This is a genomic window from Salinifilum ghardaiensis (genome assembly GCF_054491345.1).
The window spans coordinates 2,114,894-2,131,079 of sequence record NZ_CM137101.1 but is presented as its reverse complement, the minus strand read 5'-3'; the positions used below and the strand labels follow the sequence as shown (position 1 = coordinate 2,131,079).

The following is a 16,186-nucleotide window of genomic DNA, read 5'->3' as shown; positions in this document are numbered from 1 at the left end:
CCCGCGACCGTGCCCACCACCTGCGGAGGAGTCTGCGATGAGCACTGCCGCCAACCCCCAGTCGGCGAACACCGAACAGGAAGAGACCAACGGGACCGCCCGCAGCGAGCCGACCGCGTCCGGCTCGCGCGCCCTGGCGACGACGTCGAACCAGCCCACGGAGCTGGAGAACAGCCAGGGGACGACCACGATCTCGAACATGGTGGTCTCGAAGATCGCCGGTCTGGCCGCCCGCGAGGTCAACGGCGTGCACGACTTCGGCGTCGGTGCCTCGCGCGCCTTCGGCGCGATGCACGAACGCATCCCGGGAGCGCGCTCCAGCACCAGCCAGGGCGTGGCCGTCGAGGTCGGCCAGCGCCAGGCGGCGATCGATCTGACCGTCGTCGTGGAATACGGGGCGTCCATCGTCGAAATCGCCCGCGCGATCCGGCGCAACGTGATCGGAGCCCTGGAGCAGATGACCGGTCTCGAGGTCGTCGAGGTCAACATCAACGTGGTCGATCTGCACCTGCCCGGCGACGACGAGGAGGGGTCCACGCCCTCGGGCCGCGTGGAATGAGCGGCGGACCGAGCTCGGAGGTGCCCACCCGAGCGGAGGCCCTCGCGTCCGCGGTGCTGGCGCGATCGCCGAGCCCCCGGGCGCAGCGCAGGAGGAGTCGTCATGAACTACACCGCCCTGGGCCTTCTCACGGGGCTGGCATTGGGATTCGCCGGCGCGTTCGGCGGATTCGGGGCTTTTCTCATCGTGGCTCTGCTCGGTGCCGTCGGCCTCGCGGTGGGCCGGTGGCTGGACGGGCACCACGACCTGGCCCGGCTGGCCGAGACCGCGCGCGAGCGGGAACGCTGATGAGCGCACCCCGCTCCTCGACAACGCCCCCACCGCCACGAGGTCCCCGCAGCAGGCCGACAACCCCGAGCACCCGCGAGACCTGCACACCACGTGCGCCCCCGCCGACGCGGAGCAGCGGGGCTCGCGTCTGACGGGAATCCCAACCCTGTGCCCGGCGCGGCCACGAACTCCGAGCTCGGTACGGGATGCCCTCGCCTCAGCTCACCGGCGCGGGAACGGTCTCATCCTGGTCGGCCGTTCCACGCCGCCGACCCCACCTCGCTCCGCTTGAGGCGCTGGCCACCGTGGTGGTGGGGGGCTCAGCCACCGCGGTACGGGTACTTACCGGGCATGTCCCGCGAACAGGAACCCGCTGAGGAGACCCCGGTCCCGGCCCGGGGCACACGCCCGGACCCGATCGAGGAGGGTGGTGCGGTGCCTCCCGGCGGGACACCACCGGAGGCAGCCCAGGCGAGCCGCGCCGTTGCACTTCGGGAAGGCGCGTCCGCCCGGCGATCAACGAAGTGGACCGGGCTGATCGCGCTCGGAGTCATCGTCCTGGTGGTCGCCGTGTTCTTCGTGACGGTGGCCCTCGGTCTCCTCCCTTAGAGCTCCTAACGCATTGGTTGTGGGAGTCGGCGCCAGCAGATGAGGCTGGTGGCCAGGGTGAGGAAGCCGTTGTGGATGTCGGTGCGGCGCTCCCAGCGGGTGGCCAGGCGTCGGAACTGGTGCAGTAGTGCGAGGGTTTGTTCGATCACCCAGCGCACGGGTTGGTTGTTGTCCCGGGTACCACGGCGGCTGATCAGCGGTCGGATTCCCCGCTGTCGCAACAGAATCCGGTGATGATCATAGTCGTAGCCACGGTCAGCGACCAGAACGTCGGGCTTGCGTCGCGGTCGGCCAGGTCGGCCGCGCACGGGCGGGATGGCTTCGACCAGTGGGAGGAGTTGGGTGATGTCGTTGCGGTTGCCGCCGGTGAGGATGGCCGCGAGCGGCAGCCCGCGGCCCTCGGTGATGAGGTGGTGCTTGGAGCCGGTCTTGCCGCGGTCTACCGGGCTGGGGCCGGTCGCTGACCCCCTTTTTTCGCCTGCACATGGGACGAATCCACGATCGCTCGTGACCAGTCGATCTGACCGGCTGCGTGTAGCTCGGCGAGCAGCACTTCGTGGAGTTCAGCGAAGACGCCCGCCTCGTGCCAGTCCCGTAACCGGCGCCAGCAGGTCATCCCCGAACCGAACCCCAGCTCCTGGGGAAGGTCTTCCCACCCAATGCCCGTGATGAGCACGAACAAGATGCCTTGGAGCACCTGCCGGTCCGGCAACGGCTTCGGACCGGTCTTACCGGCCGGGCGTACCGGCAGCAACGGCTCGATGCGCTCCCACAACGCGTCCGAGACGATCCATGGCGCAGTCACACCAAGATCATCTCACATCAAGATCATCAATGTGTTAGGGCCTCTTAGGGCGGATAGGTTTGACCCCGTTCCTGACCAGCCACGACCGGTCAGAACGCACAACCACCACGTGAGCTCAATACCGCGAAGGGACGCAGTGAGCACTGACCACACCACACGTGACACCGCGAAGCCCGCAGACGAGAACGCGGAGCGTGCCGCGGAGGCCCCGCAGAACGTTGCGGACGCGGAGGGCGAGGAGACCGCGGCCGCGGAAAGCGCGGAAGCTGAACAGGAGGCTCAAGCTGAACAGGAAGAGGAGGCCGGGGTCGCCGCGCAGGAAGGTGCAGGCCCCCGCGTGTTGGGCATCGTGGCCGATCCCGACATGCCCACCCAGGTCGGCTCCAACCTGGCGGCCGAGCTGACGCACTGGCTGAACGAGCACGCCGGCGGGAAATGGACGATCGAGGTGCTCTCCGACCCCATCACCGCGGGCGAAGGAGATCGGGCAGACCTGTTCGCGGCGCTGCAGGACTACCAGTCGCACCGCGGCTGGGAATACACCATCTGCGTGACGGACCTGCCGTTGCTGCTGCAGCAACGCCCGCTGATCGCCGACGTGGACCCCTCCCGCCAGGTCGGCGTGGTCTCCCTGCCCGCCCTCGGCGGGCTGCAACCGCACCGGCGGATGCGGCACATGCTGCGCCAACTGCTCGAAGAACTGCTCACCGAGGGCCACCACCAGCCGAGCAGCACGAGCCGCCACCGGCTCTACAGCTGGCTGACCAACCTCACCGCCCCGGTGCACCGAACGACCCTCTCCGAAGCCACCGGAGTGCGCTACACCGCCACCCGGTGGGGCGGCTGGTTCCGGTTGCTCTCCGGCATGGTGCGCACCAACCGCCCCTGGCGGTTGATCTTCGGAATGTCGAGCGCGCTGGCCGCGGCGCTCGGCACCAGCGCCTTCGGGCTCTCCTCGAGCACGATCTGGCAGATCGCCGATGCCCTCAGCCCCGCCAAAGAAGTCCTCGCCGCGGCCGCCTCCGTGGCCCTGCTGGTGGTCTGGCTCATCACCGCCCACAACCTCTGGGAACGCAGCAAGCACCGCGCGCAGGGCTTCCGGCGCCTGGCCCGGCTCTACAACAGCTCCACCGTGCTGACCCTGACCATCGGCGTGACCTGCCTCTACCTCGGACTGCTGATCACCAACACGGCCGTGGCCGCGTTCCTCATCCCGCCCTCGGTGTTGACCAGCACGCTGCAAACCCCGGTGACGCCGGACACGTACTTCAACCTCGCCTGGAGCTTCACCACCATGGGCATCATCGCCGGAGCCCTCGGCTCCAGCCTCGAATCCGACCGCGCCGTCCGCCAAGCCGCCTACGGCTACCGCGAAGAACAACGCCGCAACAACCACAGCAGCCGATGAGAACTCGATGAGCCCTCCACCACGGAGCGCAGCATCTCGCCGTACGTCGCCTGGCCACCGCGACCGAAGCGGCCCACGACCACACTGCGGCGGTACTCACCGCCCTGCGCCAGTGGGCACCCCGTGAACTGCTCGACACCGCCGGACAACTTCCCGAGGAACTGTCGAACCTGCTCCGCTGAGAAACCCGGATCCCTCAGGAGTGCGCACCCTGGAAGAGTCCCCGTGGTGCACAGCTCACCCTGCGCACCACGGGAACGGGCGGGGGATCCGATGCACTGCCCCATGATCTGCGCAACAGCAGGTTTCGCCGATCACCGTGCCGGGAACATGGGCGCTGTGCACATTGATCGATTACAGCACGGCGAAGTTGCACGTTCGACCTTGCATGCGGCTGCGGTGTTCTGCGCTCGGTGGCTGGTGATCGCAGCGGCGCTCGCCCTGGCGGGGTGGGTGGCGACACGGCTTCTCATCGTGGTTTTTCCCCTGGCAGTCGCCCTGTTGCTGGCCGCGCTGCTGGCGCCGTTCGTCCGAGCCCTGCGGCGCCGCGGTGTGCCGCGAAGTCTGACCACCGCAACGGTCGTTCTCACCGGCATCGCAGCGGTGGCAGCCGTGCTGACCTTCGTGGTCGGATCGTTCCTTTCCAACCTTCCCGTACTTGCCGAACAGCTCGGCGAAAGCCTGCGGCTGACGCGGAGCTGGCTGGTGCAGGGCCCGCTGAACCTCGAACCCCAACAGCTCACCGGCCTGCAACAGCAGATCACCACATGGGCGAGCAACAATCAGCAAGGCCTGGCCCGCGGGGCGTTGACCACGGGGTCGACGGTGGGCAGCCTGCTGACAGGAACACTGTTGACCCTGTTCGCCCTCGTCTTCTTCCTCCACGACGGTGCACGTCTCTGGAACGCAACGTGCCGCATCGCGCCCTCCACGCAGCGAGAACGCATCGCCGCTGCGGGCCGCCGCGCGTTTGCCGCGTTGACGGCCTTCATGCGCGCGACAACCCTCGTCGCCGCGGTCGACGCGGCCGGCATCGGCCTCGCGCTCGTTCTGACCGGAGTCCCGCTCGCAGGCCCGATCACAGCTCTGGTGTTCATGGGCGGATTCGTCCCCGTCATCGGCGCGCTCGTGTCCGGAGTGATCGCGGTGCTGGTGACGCTGGTGACCCAAGGGCTGCTGCCGGCTGCGATCATCCTGCTCGTGGTGGTGGCCGTGCAGCAGCTGGAAGGAAACGTGCTGCAACCGTGGTTGCTCGGCGACGCCGTGCGCATCCACCCCTTGGCGATCGTGTTCGGCGTCACCGGTGGGACCGCACTCGCCGGAGTCGCCGGCGCCCTCTTCGCCGTCCCCCTGATCACCACCGTGCACAGCGCGGTCACCACGTGGACGCACGCCGGCGCTGACAACTCCGCTCGCGGCGACGTGGCCACCGGCCCCAACTCGCCCGAACTTCCCGTTCAGTGACGTGCCCACCACGGAATCCGCGCCCCTGCATCGCACGCCATCCTCGATCCCGGTTCGTTCAGCGCGGCTCGTGGCCGTGGAACCGACGCGCTCCTCGTCGCGCCTCGTGATCAACGACCGCACGCGGTTGCGCCTGGACCGCGCCGTCACGACCGCCGGCCGTCTCGAGCACAGGGGAATCGCGGCCATCGCCCGCGCGGTGGCGCGGGCCCAGGCGGTCGCTGCCCACCACCGCCTCGCGCGTGCTTTTCGTTGGCGACCTCGAGCATCCGCGACGCGCCCAACGCCGCGGCGGTGGTCCGGGCGGTCGCGGCGCAAACGGGGATGAGGCTGCGGTTCCTCTCCGGAGCTGTCGAGGCGGTCTCGGCCTACCGAGCCTGCCGCCGGTGGTTCGGCGCAGCGCCAGACCGGTTGACGCTGGTGGACATCGGCGGCGGCGGCACGCTCGAACTCACCGCCGGTACTGGCGAACAACCCGAGACCGCGCACAGCGTGGCCCTCGGCGTCCGCACGGTCAGGAACTGGTGCAGCGCTGAGAACCCCTCCCCCGCGGAGCTGCCCGCCCTGCGCTCATGCGTGCGACGACGCGAAGCTGCCGGTGGCCGGCACGCGGCCGCCTTGCGGCACTTGTGCACCGAAATGCTCGGTCAGCTCTTCCACTGCCTCCAGCCCCGCCAGCTCCACGACCCGATCAAGGCGTTCGGCACCGTGCCGCCCACCGCTGCCGCTCGACCAGTACCACCGATCGGCGGCTGATCTCCTGCAGCACCCAGGCCAGTTCCGCTTCCCGCCCGTTGGGCGTCCCGGGCCGCCCGTTGGCCACACCCTCGATCGCGTCACCGTCCGGAACGACGATGCCGAGCGGCATGTCCGAGGCGATGATCTTCCAGGTGGCGTGGGACCGCGCCAGCTCGTCGACCAACCACCGCGCCTGCCTCTCGCCCAGAATCCGCTCTGGCGTCGTTCCGGCTGAGTTCGGGTCGCTGTAGCTGCGCATGTCGAGCACGAAGACGTCCAACAGCGGCCCGTGCGGGACCTTCCGGTACACGCGGCCGTCCACAGGGCCCTGGCGGCGGACCGGCTGCCACTCGTGGAACGCCTGGAATCCGCGCTGCGCGAGTACGTCGACGCGCTTCTCGGTGCAGTCGTCCGAGTCGAGGACCTCGGCCGGGTACCAGTTGTTGGTCACTTCGTGGTCATCCCACTGCACCAACTGCGGAACGTTCGCGGCGAACCGCCGGAAGCTCTCGTCGAGCAAGTTGTAGGCGAACTGGCCGCGGAACTCGGCTAGCGTTTCCGCCACCTTGGACTTCTCCGGGGTGACGAGGTTGCGCCACTCCCGGCCGTCCGGCAGCGTCACGGACTCCGAAATCGGTCCGCCCGCGTACACGGTGTCGCCGCTGTGCAGGAAGAAGTCGGGATCGAGGGCGGTCATCGCCGAGCAGATCGGCATGCCCCGATATCCGGGTTGATCCCCAGCCCTGTCCGGCGACGTCGCCCGACCACAGGAAACGTGCGTCCCGCCGGTCCACGGCCGCGGTGCGGAACCTGCCGGTCAGTGGTTCGCTGTCGGCGCGGCCCTCGACATCCTGGGCGATGACGCGGTAGTGCATCTCCTGTCCCGGTGGCAGGCCGGTCAGCAGCAGCTCGCCGGTGCCGTCGGCCTCGGGGTGAGCATCGGGCCGGGAATCCGCACGGCGGCGCGAAAGTCCGAGTTGCGGGCGACCTCGACGAACATCCGGGACGGACGGTCCGCTCGGGTCCACACCACGGCGCCGTCCTGTCGGGGATCACCGAGCTGCGCGCCGTGCGTGAGCACCGGACGATCGGCGCGGACGAACCCGGGAGCTGCAGTGGCGGTCGGGGACGCGGCCAGACCAGTGGCGGCCAGGCCAAGACCGGTGGCTCCGTGGCGGAGGAGAGCACGTCGATTCAGGCGCATGGGACGGTGTCTACACGTCCGCAGCGGCGCACTCGTCACACCGACACGACGAACACGTGAACCAGGCACCGGGCTCGGGGTGAGACAGACGCCACAGCTGCGCGCGCCTTCGACCTCGATCACTCCCCGATCGCCCTGAGCATGATCAGTGATCCGGGCCAGGTCGAAAACGCTGACTGTCCTGAACTGCGAGAACCACGAGGTGAACGCGTTCCTGACCATCGCTGGAAACCCGACCCCACTGAAGCGGATGCGCGGTGATGCGCATGACCGATGCGCTGATGCGCATCACCGGGTGATCATGCGTTGGTAGCGTGTGCCGCTCCGCGGCGACCGGCGCGCGCCGCGTCGTCGCATGACGGGTGGCAAGGCGGAACTCGGTCACCGATCACCGGCGCGGGAGTCCGCCGCGGTGCCGTTTCCGGCCGCGCCGGAATCCGGCCGCGAACAGCCCCGACCCCGTGGACCCTCCGCGAAGTCGGAGGGACCGGAGTCGGGCACGTCGTCGTCGAGCTCGCCCCGTTCGAGCAGGTAGGCCGCGGTGTTCACCTCGATGGTGCGGTCGCGGTCACGGCGCTCGGCCATCCCAGCACTCCTTTCACCCGGGAAAAGTATCCGCCTTCGGCGAGACCGACGCATCCCCTCGGCCACGCCGATCACCGACGGTCGCAAAGGACGATCATCCGATGGAAGGAGAGTGCCGCGGCGGCGGCACGGCAGCCCCGAAGCGGCGTGCGGAGATGGCACGATCCCGGCAGGATGCCGCTATGAAGGTCAACAGCCTCTCCCGCGTCCCGTTCGGCACGGCGTTGCCGCCGGAATGTTCCGGCACGGTGACCGAGCACGTCGACGGCACCGAAGGGCCCTGCTCCCGCGGAACCACCTGCACCGGTGGGTACCACGCCCGGGCCGAGGAATGCGTCTTCGCTCCCGAGCAGTGCCGCTACTGCCTCGCGCTGCGCTGCGAGCACAACGTCATCGAACACCGCACCGGCGCCGAGGAATGCCTCGGCCACGGCGCGGCGTGCCCACCCGGGGCCTGGCACAGCGGGGTGCACGTGGACTGCCTCGACGTCTGCGGCACCGAGCACGTCTGCCCACCGCGGCGCGCACTACCAGGCAAGGCCGGCCTCAACTGACCCGGCACGGGGTCCGGCGCTGTTTCCACCGCTGCCCTCGGTGCGTCGGCACCGGGACTCGTGCGCAGGCGGCGACCGTGCGCACGGATGCACCTGGTCGCCGTGCTGCGCGGCGGCTTACCACCAGGCATCCAGCACGGCCGAGTGCTGCTGCAGCCGTCGGCGGCGGGCCGGGGCGGTGGTTTCTTCCGGCTCGGCGGCCCACTGCCCACAGCACCGCAGCACCGTCGCCGGTTCTGCGGCAACACCAGAAGCCGCACAGAACTCGGAACTGCCACGCGCGCAGCCAGCCGTCATCGCGGCTGCGCCTGAGCCGCAAGGTAGTCGGGATGGGCGGAATCCGCGAGGCCACCGCTACGACCATCGCCGAGGCCGCGGTGGAAGCGGCAAAAACACAGACCACCACGATGTCCGGCGAGGAGGTCACCGCACAGCTGGTAGCGGGGCTGGCCGAGGACATGCTGCGCCTCGATGACCGCATCGCCGAACTGGATATCGCCATCGAGAGCCGATTTCGCCGCCACCGACTGGCCGAAGTGATCACCACCATGCCCGGCATAGGCTTCCGCCCCGGCGCCGAATTCCTCGCCGCCACCGGAGATCCGAGCTGGTTCGCCTCCGCCGGGCACTTGGCCGCCTACGCCGGCCCGGCGGCGTAAGTAGCTGTCACCAAACCCCGCATCAGCCCCACGACACCACACCGCCGAGCGAGTACGATCTCGCTCGCGTCGCGTGTCGTCGTACCGCGGGGAAGGAGAGCCAGGATGGGTGAATCGGCGTTGCCGCCCAGTGAGCAGCCGCACACGGGAGTGGATGGGACCGTGCCGCATTCGGCGCGGCTGTACAACTACTGGCTCGGCGGTAAAGACCACTACGCGGTGGACCGCGAGGCAGGCGAGCAGTACGAGCGGATGTTTCCCGGCATCACCCAGCAAGCCCGCGACAGTCGGAGCTTTCTCGCGCGGGCCGTGCGGTATCTCGTCGACGAGTGCGGCATCCGCCAGTTTTTAGACATTGGCACCGGTCTGCCCACTGCTGAGAACACGCACGAGATCGCGCAACGATGCGCGCCGGAATCGCGCATCGTCTACGTCGACAACGACCCGCTCGTGCTGACCCACGCTCGTGCGCTGCTTGCCAGCACTCCAGCCGGTGCCACCGACTATTTGGATGCCGACCTGCGCGATCCCGCAACGATCCTGCGCCGCGCCGCCGAGACACTGGATCTCACCCGCCCGGTGGGGCTGCTGTTCATCGCGGTGTTGGGCCACATGCCCGATCACGCGAGTACCCAGACGATCGTGCATCAGCTGCTGGGCGCGCTCCCGGTGGGCAGCTACCTCGTCATCAACGACGCCACCAACACCAATCCGGAACACGCCCAGGCCCAGGACCAGTACAACAGCGGCGAGGCCGTGCCCTACCGGCTGCACACCCCGGACCAATTCGCCGAGCTGTTCCAGGGGCTCGAGTTGATCGAACCGGGAATCGTGCCCACCACGCACTGGCACGCGCACACCGCGCCACCGACCACCATCCCCGCCTCCTGGTCCACCCGCGCTGCCATCGGGTACAAAACCTCGGCCACCCCACCTCCGACAGCACCGAGCACGCGTAACCGGGGAGTCTCGATCTAACGGCGCTGTCCCAAGGTGCGTGACCGCCGACCAACGCAGGTCGACACGGTCGTCGAGATCACCGTCGGCGCGACCGCACGCGTGTTGTTGTGCCACGGATGCGACGCGGCAAAGCAGCAGTGGTCCACCCCGACGTGGAGAAGGTCGGACGGATCCCCGACGGTGGAGGTTGGCGTATCCACGGCCGCGGAAGCGATCGGGCCAAGGACGCCGGGCGAGCGAAGTCAGCTGGCGCGAAGCGCGGATGCACCTACCTGCATTCGGCGATCGACGGCTTCTCCCGGCTCTCCTGCACCGAGCCTCTCAGCGACGAGAAGGGAGCGACCGTTGCGGCGTTCCTGGCACGAGCGAAGATCTAGGAGCTGTTTAGGAATTGATCTTGGTGAGGTCACGGAGCCAGATGTCGATGGCGGCGATGTGCAGGGTGGCTGCGTACCGGACGGCGAGTGTGTCGTAGCGGCTGGCGACGGCCCGGTGGTGTTTGAGCTGGTTGATGCCGCATTCCACGGCGTGCCGTTGCCGATACATCACCGGATCGAAGGCGGGTGGGCGTCCTCCGGCCGTGCCGCGGGCACGGCGGTGGGCGGCCTGGTCTTTCGGGGTCGCGATCGTGGCCGGGATCGCTCGCCTGCGCAGGTAGCGCCGGTTGGCTGCGGACGAGTACGCCTTGTCGGCCAGCACCCGATCCGGGCGTGTGCGTGGGCGGCCGCGCCCGGGGCGTGTCACCCGGATCGCGTCGAGCACGGGGATCATCTGCGGGCTGTCCCCGGCTTGACCGGCCGTGATCAGCAGCGATAGGGGTTTGCGGCCCTGTTCGCAGGCCAGGTGGATCTTCGTGGACAACCCGCCCCGAGACCTGCCCAGCGCGTGATCACTGGGTTCGTCGCCGGGCGGTTCGACCTGCTGCTCGGGTCGGTGGCGGGCCCCGGCGGCGTGCTGATGAGCCCGGTTGATCGTGGAATCGGCCGAGACCTGCCAGGACATCACCCCTGCGGCGTCCGCGAACGCCTGCAGCTGCACCCAGATCCAGACCCAGATGCCGTCCCGTTGCCAGCGGCGAAACAGCTGATAGATCGACTGCCAATGCCCATACCGCTCCGGCACGTCCCGCCACGGAGCACCGACCCGCGTGCGCCAGCGGATCCCGTCGAGCAACTGGCGGCGTGTCCACGTCGGACGTCGCCCGACCTGCGGTTGAGGCGGGAGCACACGTTGCAGCGCTCGCCACTGCCGGTCTGTGAGATCCTTCCGCGCGCCGACCGATACGCTACCCATCGAGGTCTCCGGTTCGATGTTGGTCTTCTTGGTCGTTGATCCCTCTACCGGAGACCTCGCTATTTTCTGACGGCGGGCCCTCGTTCCTAAACAGCTCCTAGTAGGGCTTTGTTAGGTGTTGATCTTCTGTGTGATGATCTTGGGGTGACTCCGGAGGAGATGCGGTCGGTGGCCCCGCGTGTGGAGGCGTTCGCGGCTGAGATGCTGGCGGGGCTGTCGCGGCGGGATCAGCGGGCCAAGGGCCAGTTGTATCTGCGTGGGCTGTTGTTGGATGGCAAGCGCAAGTCGATGCAGCCGATGGCGCAGCGGCTTGAGGTGGATCATCAGCAGTTGCAGCAGTTCGTGTCCTCGTCGACGTGGGATTACGCCGGGGTGCGCCAGCGTCTGGCGGGCTGGGCCCAACGGTTTCTGCAACCGCGGGCGTGGGTGTTGGATGACACCGGCTTTCCCAAGGACGGTCTCGACTCGCCCGGGGTGGCGCGGATGTACTGCGGGGCGCTGGGCAAGACCGGTAACTGCCAGGTCGGGGTCAGCCTGCACGCGGCCACCGACTGGGCCTCGGCCGCGCTGGATTGGCGCCTGTTCCTGCCCGTCAGTTGGGACGATCACACCACCGAGGATGCCGAGGCCGCAGAGCGCATCCAGCGTCGCCGGGCTCGTGCCAAGATCGACGACGAGGTGCGGTATCGGGAGAAGTGGCGCTTGGCGCTGGACATGCTCGACGAGGCGATCAGTGACTGGGGCTTGTCGGCACGGCCGGTGGTGGCCGACGCCGGCTACGGCGGTATCACCGAGTTCCGCCGCGAGCTCGCTGCACGCGGCCTGAGCTACGTCGTGGCGGTCAAGGCCAGCACCAGTGTTCAGCCCGGCGACGCCGAGATCACCACACCACCCTGGCCCGGCACCGGGCGCCCGCCGAAACCCGGCTATCCGCACCAGCCCACTGACCTCCGCACGCTGGCGCTATCCGCCGGGAGGACAGCACTGCGGCAGGTGACCTGGCGCCACGGCACGAAGAAAACCGCCAGCAACCGCACCGGCGCGATGCGCTCGCGCTTTGTGACCCTGCGGGTACGCCCGGCCAACCGCAACAACGCCCGAGACACCAACGGAAACCTGCCCGCCTGCTGGATGATCGCCGAATGGCCCCCAGGCGAGCCCGAACCCACCGACTACTGGCTGTCCAACCTGCCCACCGACACACCGGCGCGTGAGCTGGTGCAACTCGCCAAAATGCGCTGGCGCATCGAACACGACTACCGCGAACTCAAAGACGGCCTCGGCCTCGACCACTTCGAGGGCCGCAGCATGCCCGGCTGGCACCGCCACGTCACCCTCGCCAGCCTCGCCCAAGCCATCTGCACCCAACTGCGCTATGACCCAAAAGCCCCTGCGCCGGCCTGACCCTCTACGCCGTGATCCGCGAACTCCAGACACTACTGGCCGTCTGGACCGGCGCCTGCCACACCTGCCACCAACCCCTCCGAGACAGCGCGAAACCCCCACGCCAGCAACGATTACGCACTTAACAAAGCCCTACTAGCCCCGCCGCGTCGCGCACGACACGCACCACCCCTGGTGGCCGCCCACGGGCGAGACACCGCTGCTGCGCGCAGCACATCCGGCCGGGGCACCCCGGGCGTGTTCCGCCGCGAGCACAACCGCACCGCCGACGAGTTCACCTGACCCGAGCCGGCCACGCGGGGCCGGGTGGCCGGCGGCCCACGGACTTCCCCAACCGGCCTCTGTCCTGCTCGTCGGCGACTACCTCGGAGTGTACCCGCACCGGTGGCCCGAGACCGACCGCGGCGTCGACGAGGGCTTTTGCCGGATGGAACATCTGCGTCTGCTGCCTGCCGAGCAGGCCGCCGGCCACGCCGCAGGGAAGCCAGGCCCCGGAGTATGCGACGACGAACCACCCGGCTACTTTGCCGGAGCTTCCCTGCTAACGAGCTGGGCTGTGTGCGAACCACCCCAACACGGATGCTCACATCCAGCAGAGTCAATTAATCGCCCAAATGGATGCTACACACTGTTATATTTTTCATGCCCGCCCCTTTCGCTGTTCAGCCGAATTTGCCAAGCTGACCGCATTTTCTGCTGCATTCGTGTAGTCATGATCATCTTTTAGTGTCTGGCCCTTGTTGTTCTTCGCGAGGAGCTCTAATCTCGAATGTGGCGCTGTCACGCCGAAGTTAGCGGCGTGGAGGCGCTGCCGATATGACACTACTCCGTTAGGAGGTCATGGTGGGAATCTCGGTCGACATCGACCTCGGCACGGACAAGAGCAAGTCCAAAGGATCCGTTTCTGGCAGTGTGACTCATCAGATCACACCTGCCGAAGCCGCAAAGTTCAACGTCGATGACGGCAAGCTCAAAGGCCTGGTTTCCCGCGCCATCAATAATCCCGTACACGGTGCTTGGCTGCATGATCCCACCACCCATGCTCCGTACTCCAACATGTACAAGTACTACTCGAAGAACAACTGGAACCCGGTCACAGTGACCCTTGCGGCCAAGAGCGTCGAAATTGTCGACATGACCCCTGAGTCGCAAATGGCTGGGCACAACACAATCTACAACGACACACCGCATCCAGTGCAGCACACGGCAGGCGGCACTACCGCTAGCTCCGAAAGCGTCGAACATAGCTGGTCCAACAGTCAAAGCTTCGAGCTGGGACAGTCGATCTCGTACTCGATTGGAATACCGGGTGTCGAAGGGGTTAGCGGGGAAACATCATTTAAATACAACCAGCAATGGGGGAAAAGCGGTACCCACAAAAAGGAAGTTCAGCTGACCGTCTCGAACAGCGTTCAATCCGAGGTTCCTGCGGGACAGTGGGAGACTACCTATATCTGGGGTACGGTCAGTACCGTCAAAGCGCGAGTCACCTACGAGGCGACCCTGAGTGGCGACTGTGCCTTTACTACCGATTGGAAAACTCCACACGACTGGTGGGGACAGGGGCATCGCGACCACTGCATGGGCATCAATGAAGTGCTGAGCAAGTCCAACCTTCCCCAGGTAGCCACCATCACCGAGACGCTTTCCATTGGTTTTTACAGCGCCGTGGATCTGTATGTGACCCCGCACAACTTCGATCCGCACTATCTTCCCAAGAGGGACGATTCGTGACGCGGCAAACGAACTGAAACTGCCCATAGGTGAGCTTTCCCCCGGTCCACCGGGGGAAGCTCAGCGCAGCTGTTTGAGGATGGCGTCGAGGTAGACGCTGTTTCACAGCACGACCATGTTCAGCACCAGCCCGAGCGTGCCGAGCTGGTTTTCCTGACCTTGGCGGTAAGGCTGATACAGCTGGCCGCGTTTGCCGTGGAAGATCCGCCGGGCCAGCGCGTGGCGGGATTCTTGAGTGTTGATCTGGGTGTGGATGCGGCGCCGGTAGGTCTCATCAGCGTCGACGAAGGCCAGCATGTGCAGAGTTTTGGCGATACGTCTGTATTCGGCCAGGGCCTTGCCCAGGGTGATTGGGCTTCCACCGCCCTGGGTGATGTGCATCAGCTCTGAGGCCTTCATCGCCCCGGTGGACAGCGACCGGTCACGCAGGAGGTCGGGCCAGTTGCGCCGGATCAACTCCAGGTCGAGCAGGCGCGGGCGGTGTCGGTAGGCGCGGACGCGGCAGAGCAGTTGGAGCAGATGGCTCGTTTGGTGGTGCGGCGTGACCGTTGATGAGCTGATGCCGACTCGGGAACACGCCCTCAGTCGGGTGCGGCGGGAGTGGGCGATCACGTGGCGGATGCTGCGGGACAACACGCTGGTCACTTTCGTGCCGCACCTGGTGTTCTTGCTGGGGGCCTGCGCGGTGCACGGCACCCCGGTTGTTGGCGTTGCCTGGGGTGTGCTGGCGCTGGCCGTGCTCACCGTGTTGTTCGGGTATACCTTCGAAGCGGCCAATCAAGCGTTCGGGGTCGACGAAGACCGCGTGAACAAGCCACACCGTCCGGTTCCGCAAGGGTTGACCACGCCGCGTGGGCTGCTGTTCCGGTATGCGGTGGCGACGCCGCTGTACACTCTCGCGGGCTGGGTGTTCGGGGTGTTGCCGTGGGTTCTGGTCTGGCAGGTCGTAACGGTCCTGGTGTATCTCGTCTTGCCGCAGCGGTGGTACTTCTGCTTCAAGAATCCGTCCACCATGATCGCGGCGTTCGTGCAGCTCGCGATCAGTTGGGAACTCGTGGCGCCGCTGGATCGGTTCGCGGTCACGTGGATCTTGGTGGCGGGCGTGGGCTGGACTGTCGCGCTGCACTACGAGGACGTGCGGGACATGGACGGTGACCGCGCGGCCGGGAGGCGCACGTTTCCGCTGCTGATCGGGGCGTGGCCGGTGCGGATCTGGTTCACGGCGGTGCTGCTGGTGTTGCCGATGGTGCAGCACATGGTGTTGTGGGCGTCGAGTGGCGCGGGCCTGTGGCGGATACTGCTGGCCGATGCGCTCGTGTTCGTGCCGTGCTGGGTGTCGGCCTACCGGTCCCTGCGGTGGCGTGGCCCGCGTGCGGACGCGGTCACGTACCAGGTTTACTGCACCGTCTACGGTTTGGGGCTGCTTCAGTTGTTCGTGCTCTACATCTGACCCGGAAGACGGGGTTTAGGTGTTTCGCAAGCCCGGCAAGCTCCACGGCGACAAAGCCTACGATCAGACCGAACTGCGCCGCTGGGTCCGTGATCAGGGCTTCACCGGGCGCATCGCCTGCACCGGCAGTGAACCCCGCGACACTCTCTTAGCGCTGTCTGTCGTTCGGATGTTCCTCACGCCCCAGTCTCGCGAAGCGCTCGGCTGGGAGAGTCCAGCCGAGCGCTTCGCGTGGGCGACCGTCGCATTCGGCGAGGCCGACATCGAGGTCGTGGTGACTGCGGTGGCTGGTGGGATCGGGTCGACCTCCAGCGCGGCACCCCGAGCTGCCACGGCACCCGGTTGGGCTTCGACCGCTTCGCGACATGCGCGCACGAGCTGTTCCTACCGGTCCGGGCTGGTCCAGGCCTCGCCACGGTGCTTCCGAGCACGACGAGCACGCGGAGTGGGAACGGCCCACGCCCGGGCAGTGGTACTGGCACGAGACCGA

16 protein-coding genes and 3 pseudogenes are annotated in these 16,186 nt (G+C 67.4%); 13 read left to right on the top strand and 6 right to left on the bottom strand.

From position 1 onward, the window contains the following. Positions 1–37: 37 nt before the first annotated feature. From ACVGV0_RS09755 to ACVGV0_RS09745, 3 genes are all read left to right on the top strand, one after another. The gene (locus tag ACVGV0_RS09755; protein WP_459159535.1) at positions 38–559 is read left to right on the top strand and encodes an Asp23/Gls24 family envelope stress response protein; all 522 of its coding nucleotides are present in this window, start codon (positions 38–40) and stop codon (positions 557–559) included. A gap of 102 nt (positions 560–661) precedes the next feature. Beyond that, on the top strand, positions 662–847 hold the full coding sequence (locus ACVGV0_RS09750; protein ID WP_459159534.1) for a hypothetical protein: 186 nt from the start codon (positions 662–664) through the stop codon (positions 845–847). 333 nt (positions 848–1,180) lie between these two features. Then, the gene (locus ACVGV0_RS09745; RefSeq protein ID WP_459159533.1) at positions 1,181–1,438 is read left to right on the top strand and encodes a DUF6480 family protein; all 258 of its coding nucleotides are present in this window, start codon (positions 1,181–1,183) and stop codon (positions 1,436–1,438) included. Between the two features lie 5 nt (positions 1,439–1,443). Here ACVGV0_RS09745 and ACVGV0_RS09740 read toward each other — a convergent pair. Then, positions 1,444–2,243 (bottom strand): IS5 family transposase gene (locus ACVGV0_RS09740; protein WP_459156287.1). Its coding sequence is split into 2 segments (ribosomal slippage): positions 1,444–1,898 and positions 1,898–2,243, totalling 801 coding nucleotides; the frame shifts between segments, so codons are not numbered across the junction. Positions 2,244–2,379: 136 nt separating this feature from the next. Between ACVGV0_RS09740 and ACVGV0_RS09735 the strand changes: the two genes are divergently transcribed. From ACVGV0_RS09735 to ACVGV0_RS09725, 3 genes are all read left to right on the top strand, one after another. Beyond that, the gene (locus ACVGV0_RS09735) at positions 2,380–3,651 is read left to right on the top strand and encodes a hypothetical protein (protein WP_459159532.1); all 1,272 of its coding nucleotides are present in this window, start codon (positions 2,380–2,382) and stop codon (positions 3,649–3,651) included. Positions 3,652–3,936: 285 nt separating this feature from the next. Further along, a complete protein-coding gene (locus ACVGV0_RS09730; RefSeq protein WP_459159531.1) occupies positions 3,937–5,115 on the top strand; it encodes an AI-2E family transporter in 1,179 nt (392 codons plus the stop codon). A gap of 252 nt (positions 5,116–5,367) precedes the next feature. Then, the gene (locus tag ACVGV0_RS09725; RefSeq protein WP_459159530.1) at positions 5,368–5,871 is read left to right on the top strand and encodes a Ppx/GppA phosphatase family protein; all 504 of its coding nucleotides are present in this window, start codon (positions 5,368–5,370) and stop codon (positions 5,869–5,871) included. Here the strand turns inward: ACVGV0_RS09725 and ACVGV0_RS09720 are convergent. The 3 genes and pseudogenes from ACVGV0_RS09720 to ACVGV0_RS09710 all read right to left on the bottom strand — a co-directional run. Beyond that, a pseudogene (locus tag ACVGV0_RS09720) lies at positions 5,855–7,057 on the bottom strand (alkaline phosphatase D family protein); the annotation flags it as partial. The gene ACVGV0_RS09725 and the pseudogene ACVGV0_RS09720 sit on opposite strands and share 17 nt — an antisense overlap. A 145-nt stretch (positions 7,058–7,202) precedes the next feature. Next, positions 7,203–7,442, bottom strand: coding sequence for a hypothetical protein (locus tag ACVGV0_RS09715; protein ID WP_459159529.1), 240 nt, complete (start codon positions 7,440–7,442; stop codon positions 7,203–7,205). Further along, entirely contained in the window at positions 7,439–7,642 is a 204-nt protein-coding gene (locus tag ACVGV0_RS09710) for a hypothetical protein (RefSeq protein WP_459159528.1), read from the bottom strand. The genes ACVGV0_RS09715 and ACVGV0_RS09710 overlap by 4 nt, the downstream gene beginning before the upstream one ends. A gap of 182 nt (positions 7,643–7,824) precedes the next feature. Here ACVGV0_RS09710 and ACVGV0_RS09705 point away from each other — a divergent pair, with 182 nt between their 5' ends. The 4 genes and pseudogenes from ACVGV0_RS09705 to ACVGV0_RS09690 form a co-directional block, all read left to right on the top strand. Continuing rightward, the gene (locus ACVGV0_RS09705) at positions 7,825–8,196 is read left to right on the top strand and encodes a hypothetical protein (RefSeq protein WP_459159527.1); all 372 of its coding nucleotides are present in this window, start codon (positions 7,825–7,827) and stop codon (positions 8,194–8,196) included. 329 nt (positions 8,197–8,525) lie between these two features. Next, positions 8,526–8,855, top strand: a complete 330-nt coding sequence (locus ACVGV0_RS09700) for a transposase (protein WP_459159526.1) — start codon at positions 8,526–8,528, stop codon at positions 8,853–8,855. A 105-nt stretch (positions 8,856–8,960) separates the two neighbouring features. Continuing rightward, complete coding sequence (locus tag ACVGV0_RS09695) at positions 8,961–9,833, top strand: SAM-dependent methyltransferase (protein ID WP_459159525.1); 873 nt, start codon at positions 8,961–8,963, stop codon at positions 9,831–9,833. Positions 9,834–9,952: 119 nt separating this feature from the next. Further along, positions 9,953–10,186: pseudogene (locus ACVGV0_RS09690) on the top strand (IS481 family transposase); the annotation flags it as partial. 13 nt (positions 10,187–10,199) lie between these two features. On the opposite strand, the gene ACVGV0_RS09685 reads toward ACVGV0_RS09690, so the two are convergent. Then, a complete protein-coding gene (locus ACVGV0_RS09685; protein WP_459159524.1) occupies positions 10,200–11,108 on the bottom strand; it encodes an IS5 family transposase in 909 nt (302 codons plus the stop codon). A gap of 144 nt (positions 11,109–11,252) precedes the next feature. On the opposite strand from ACVGV0_RS09685, the gene ACVGV0_RS09680 reads away from it, so the two are divergent. Further along, positions 11,253–12,512 (top strand): IS701 family transposase, encoded by a 1,260-nt coding sequence (locus ACVGV0_RS09680; RefSeq protein WP_459158707.1) that lies wholly within the window; start codon positions 11,253–11,255, stop codon positions 12,510–12,512. Positions 12,513–13,352: 840 nt separating this feature from the next. After that, positions 13,353–14,246 carry a hypothetical protein gene (locus ACVGV0_RS09675; RefSeq protein ID WP_459159523.1) on the top strand — a complete coding sequence of 298 codons (894 nt, stop codon included), beginning with the start codon at positions 13,353–13,355 and terminating at the stop codon, positions 14,244–14,246. Positions 14,247–14,351: 105 nt separating this feature from the next. Here ACVGV0_RS09675 and ACVGV0_RS09670 read toward each other — a convergent pair. Beyond that, positions 14,352–14,858, bottom strand: a pseudogene (locus ACVGV0_RS09670) (Tn3 family transposase); the annotation flags it as partial. A gap of 7 nt (positions 14,859–14,865) precedes the next feature. On the opposite strand from ACVGV0_RS09670, the gene ACVGV0_RS09665 reads away from it, so the two are divergent. After that, the gene (locus ACVGV0_RS09665; RefSeq protein ID WP_459159522.1) at positions 14,866–15,696 is read left to right on the top strand and encodes a UbiA family prenyltransferase; all 831 of its coding nucleotides are present in this window, start codon (positions 14,866–14,868) and stop codon (positions 15,694–15,696) included. Positions 15,697–16,186 lie beyond the last annotated feature (490 nt).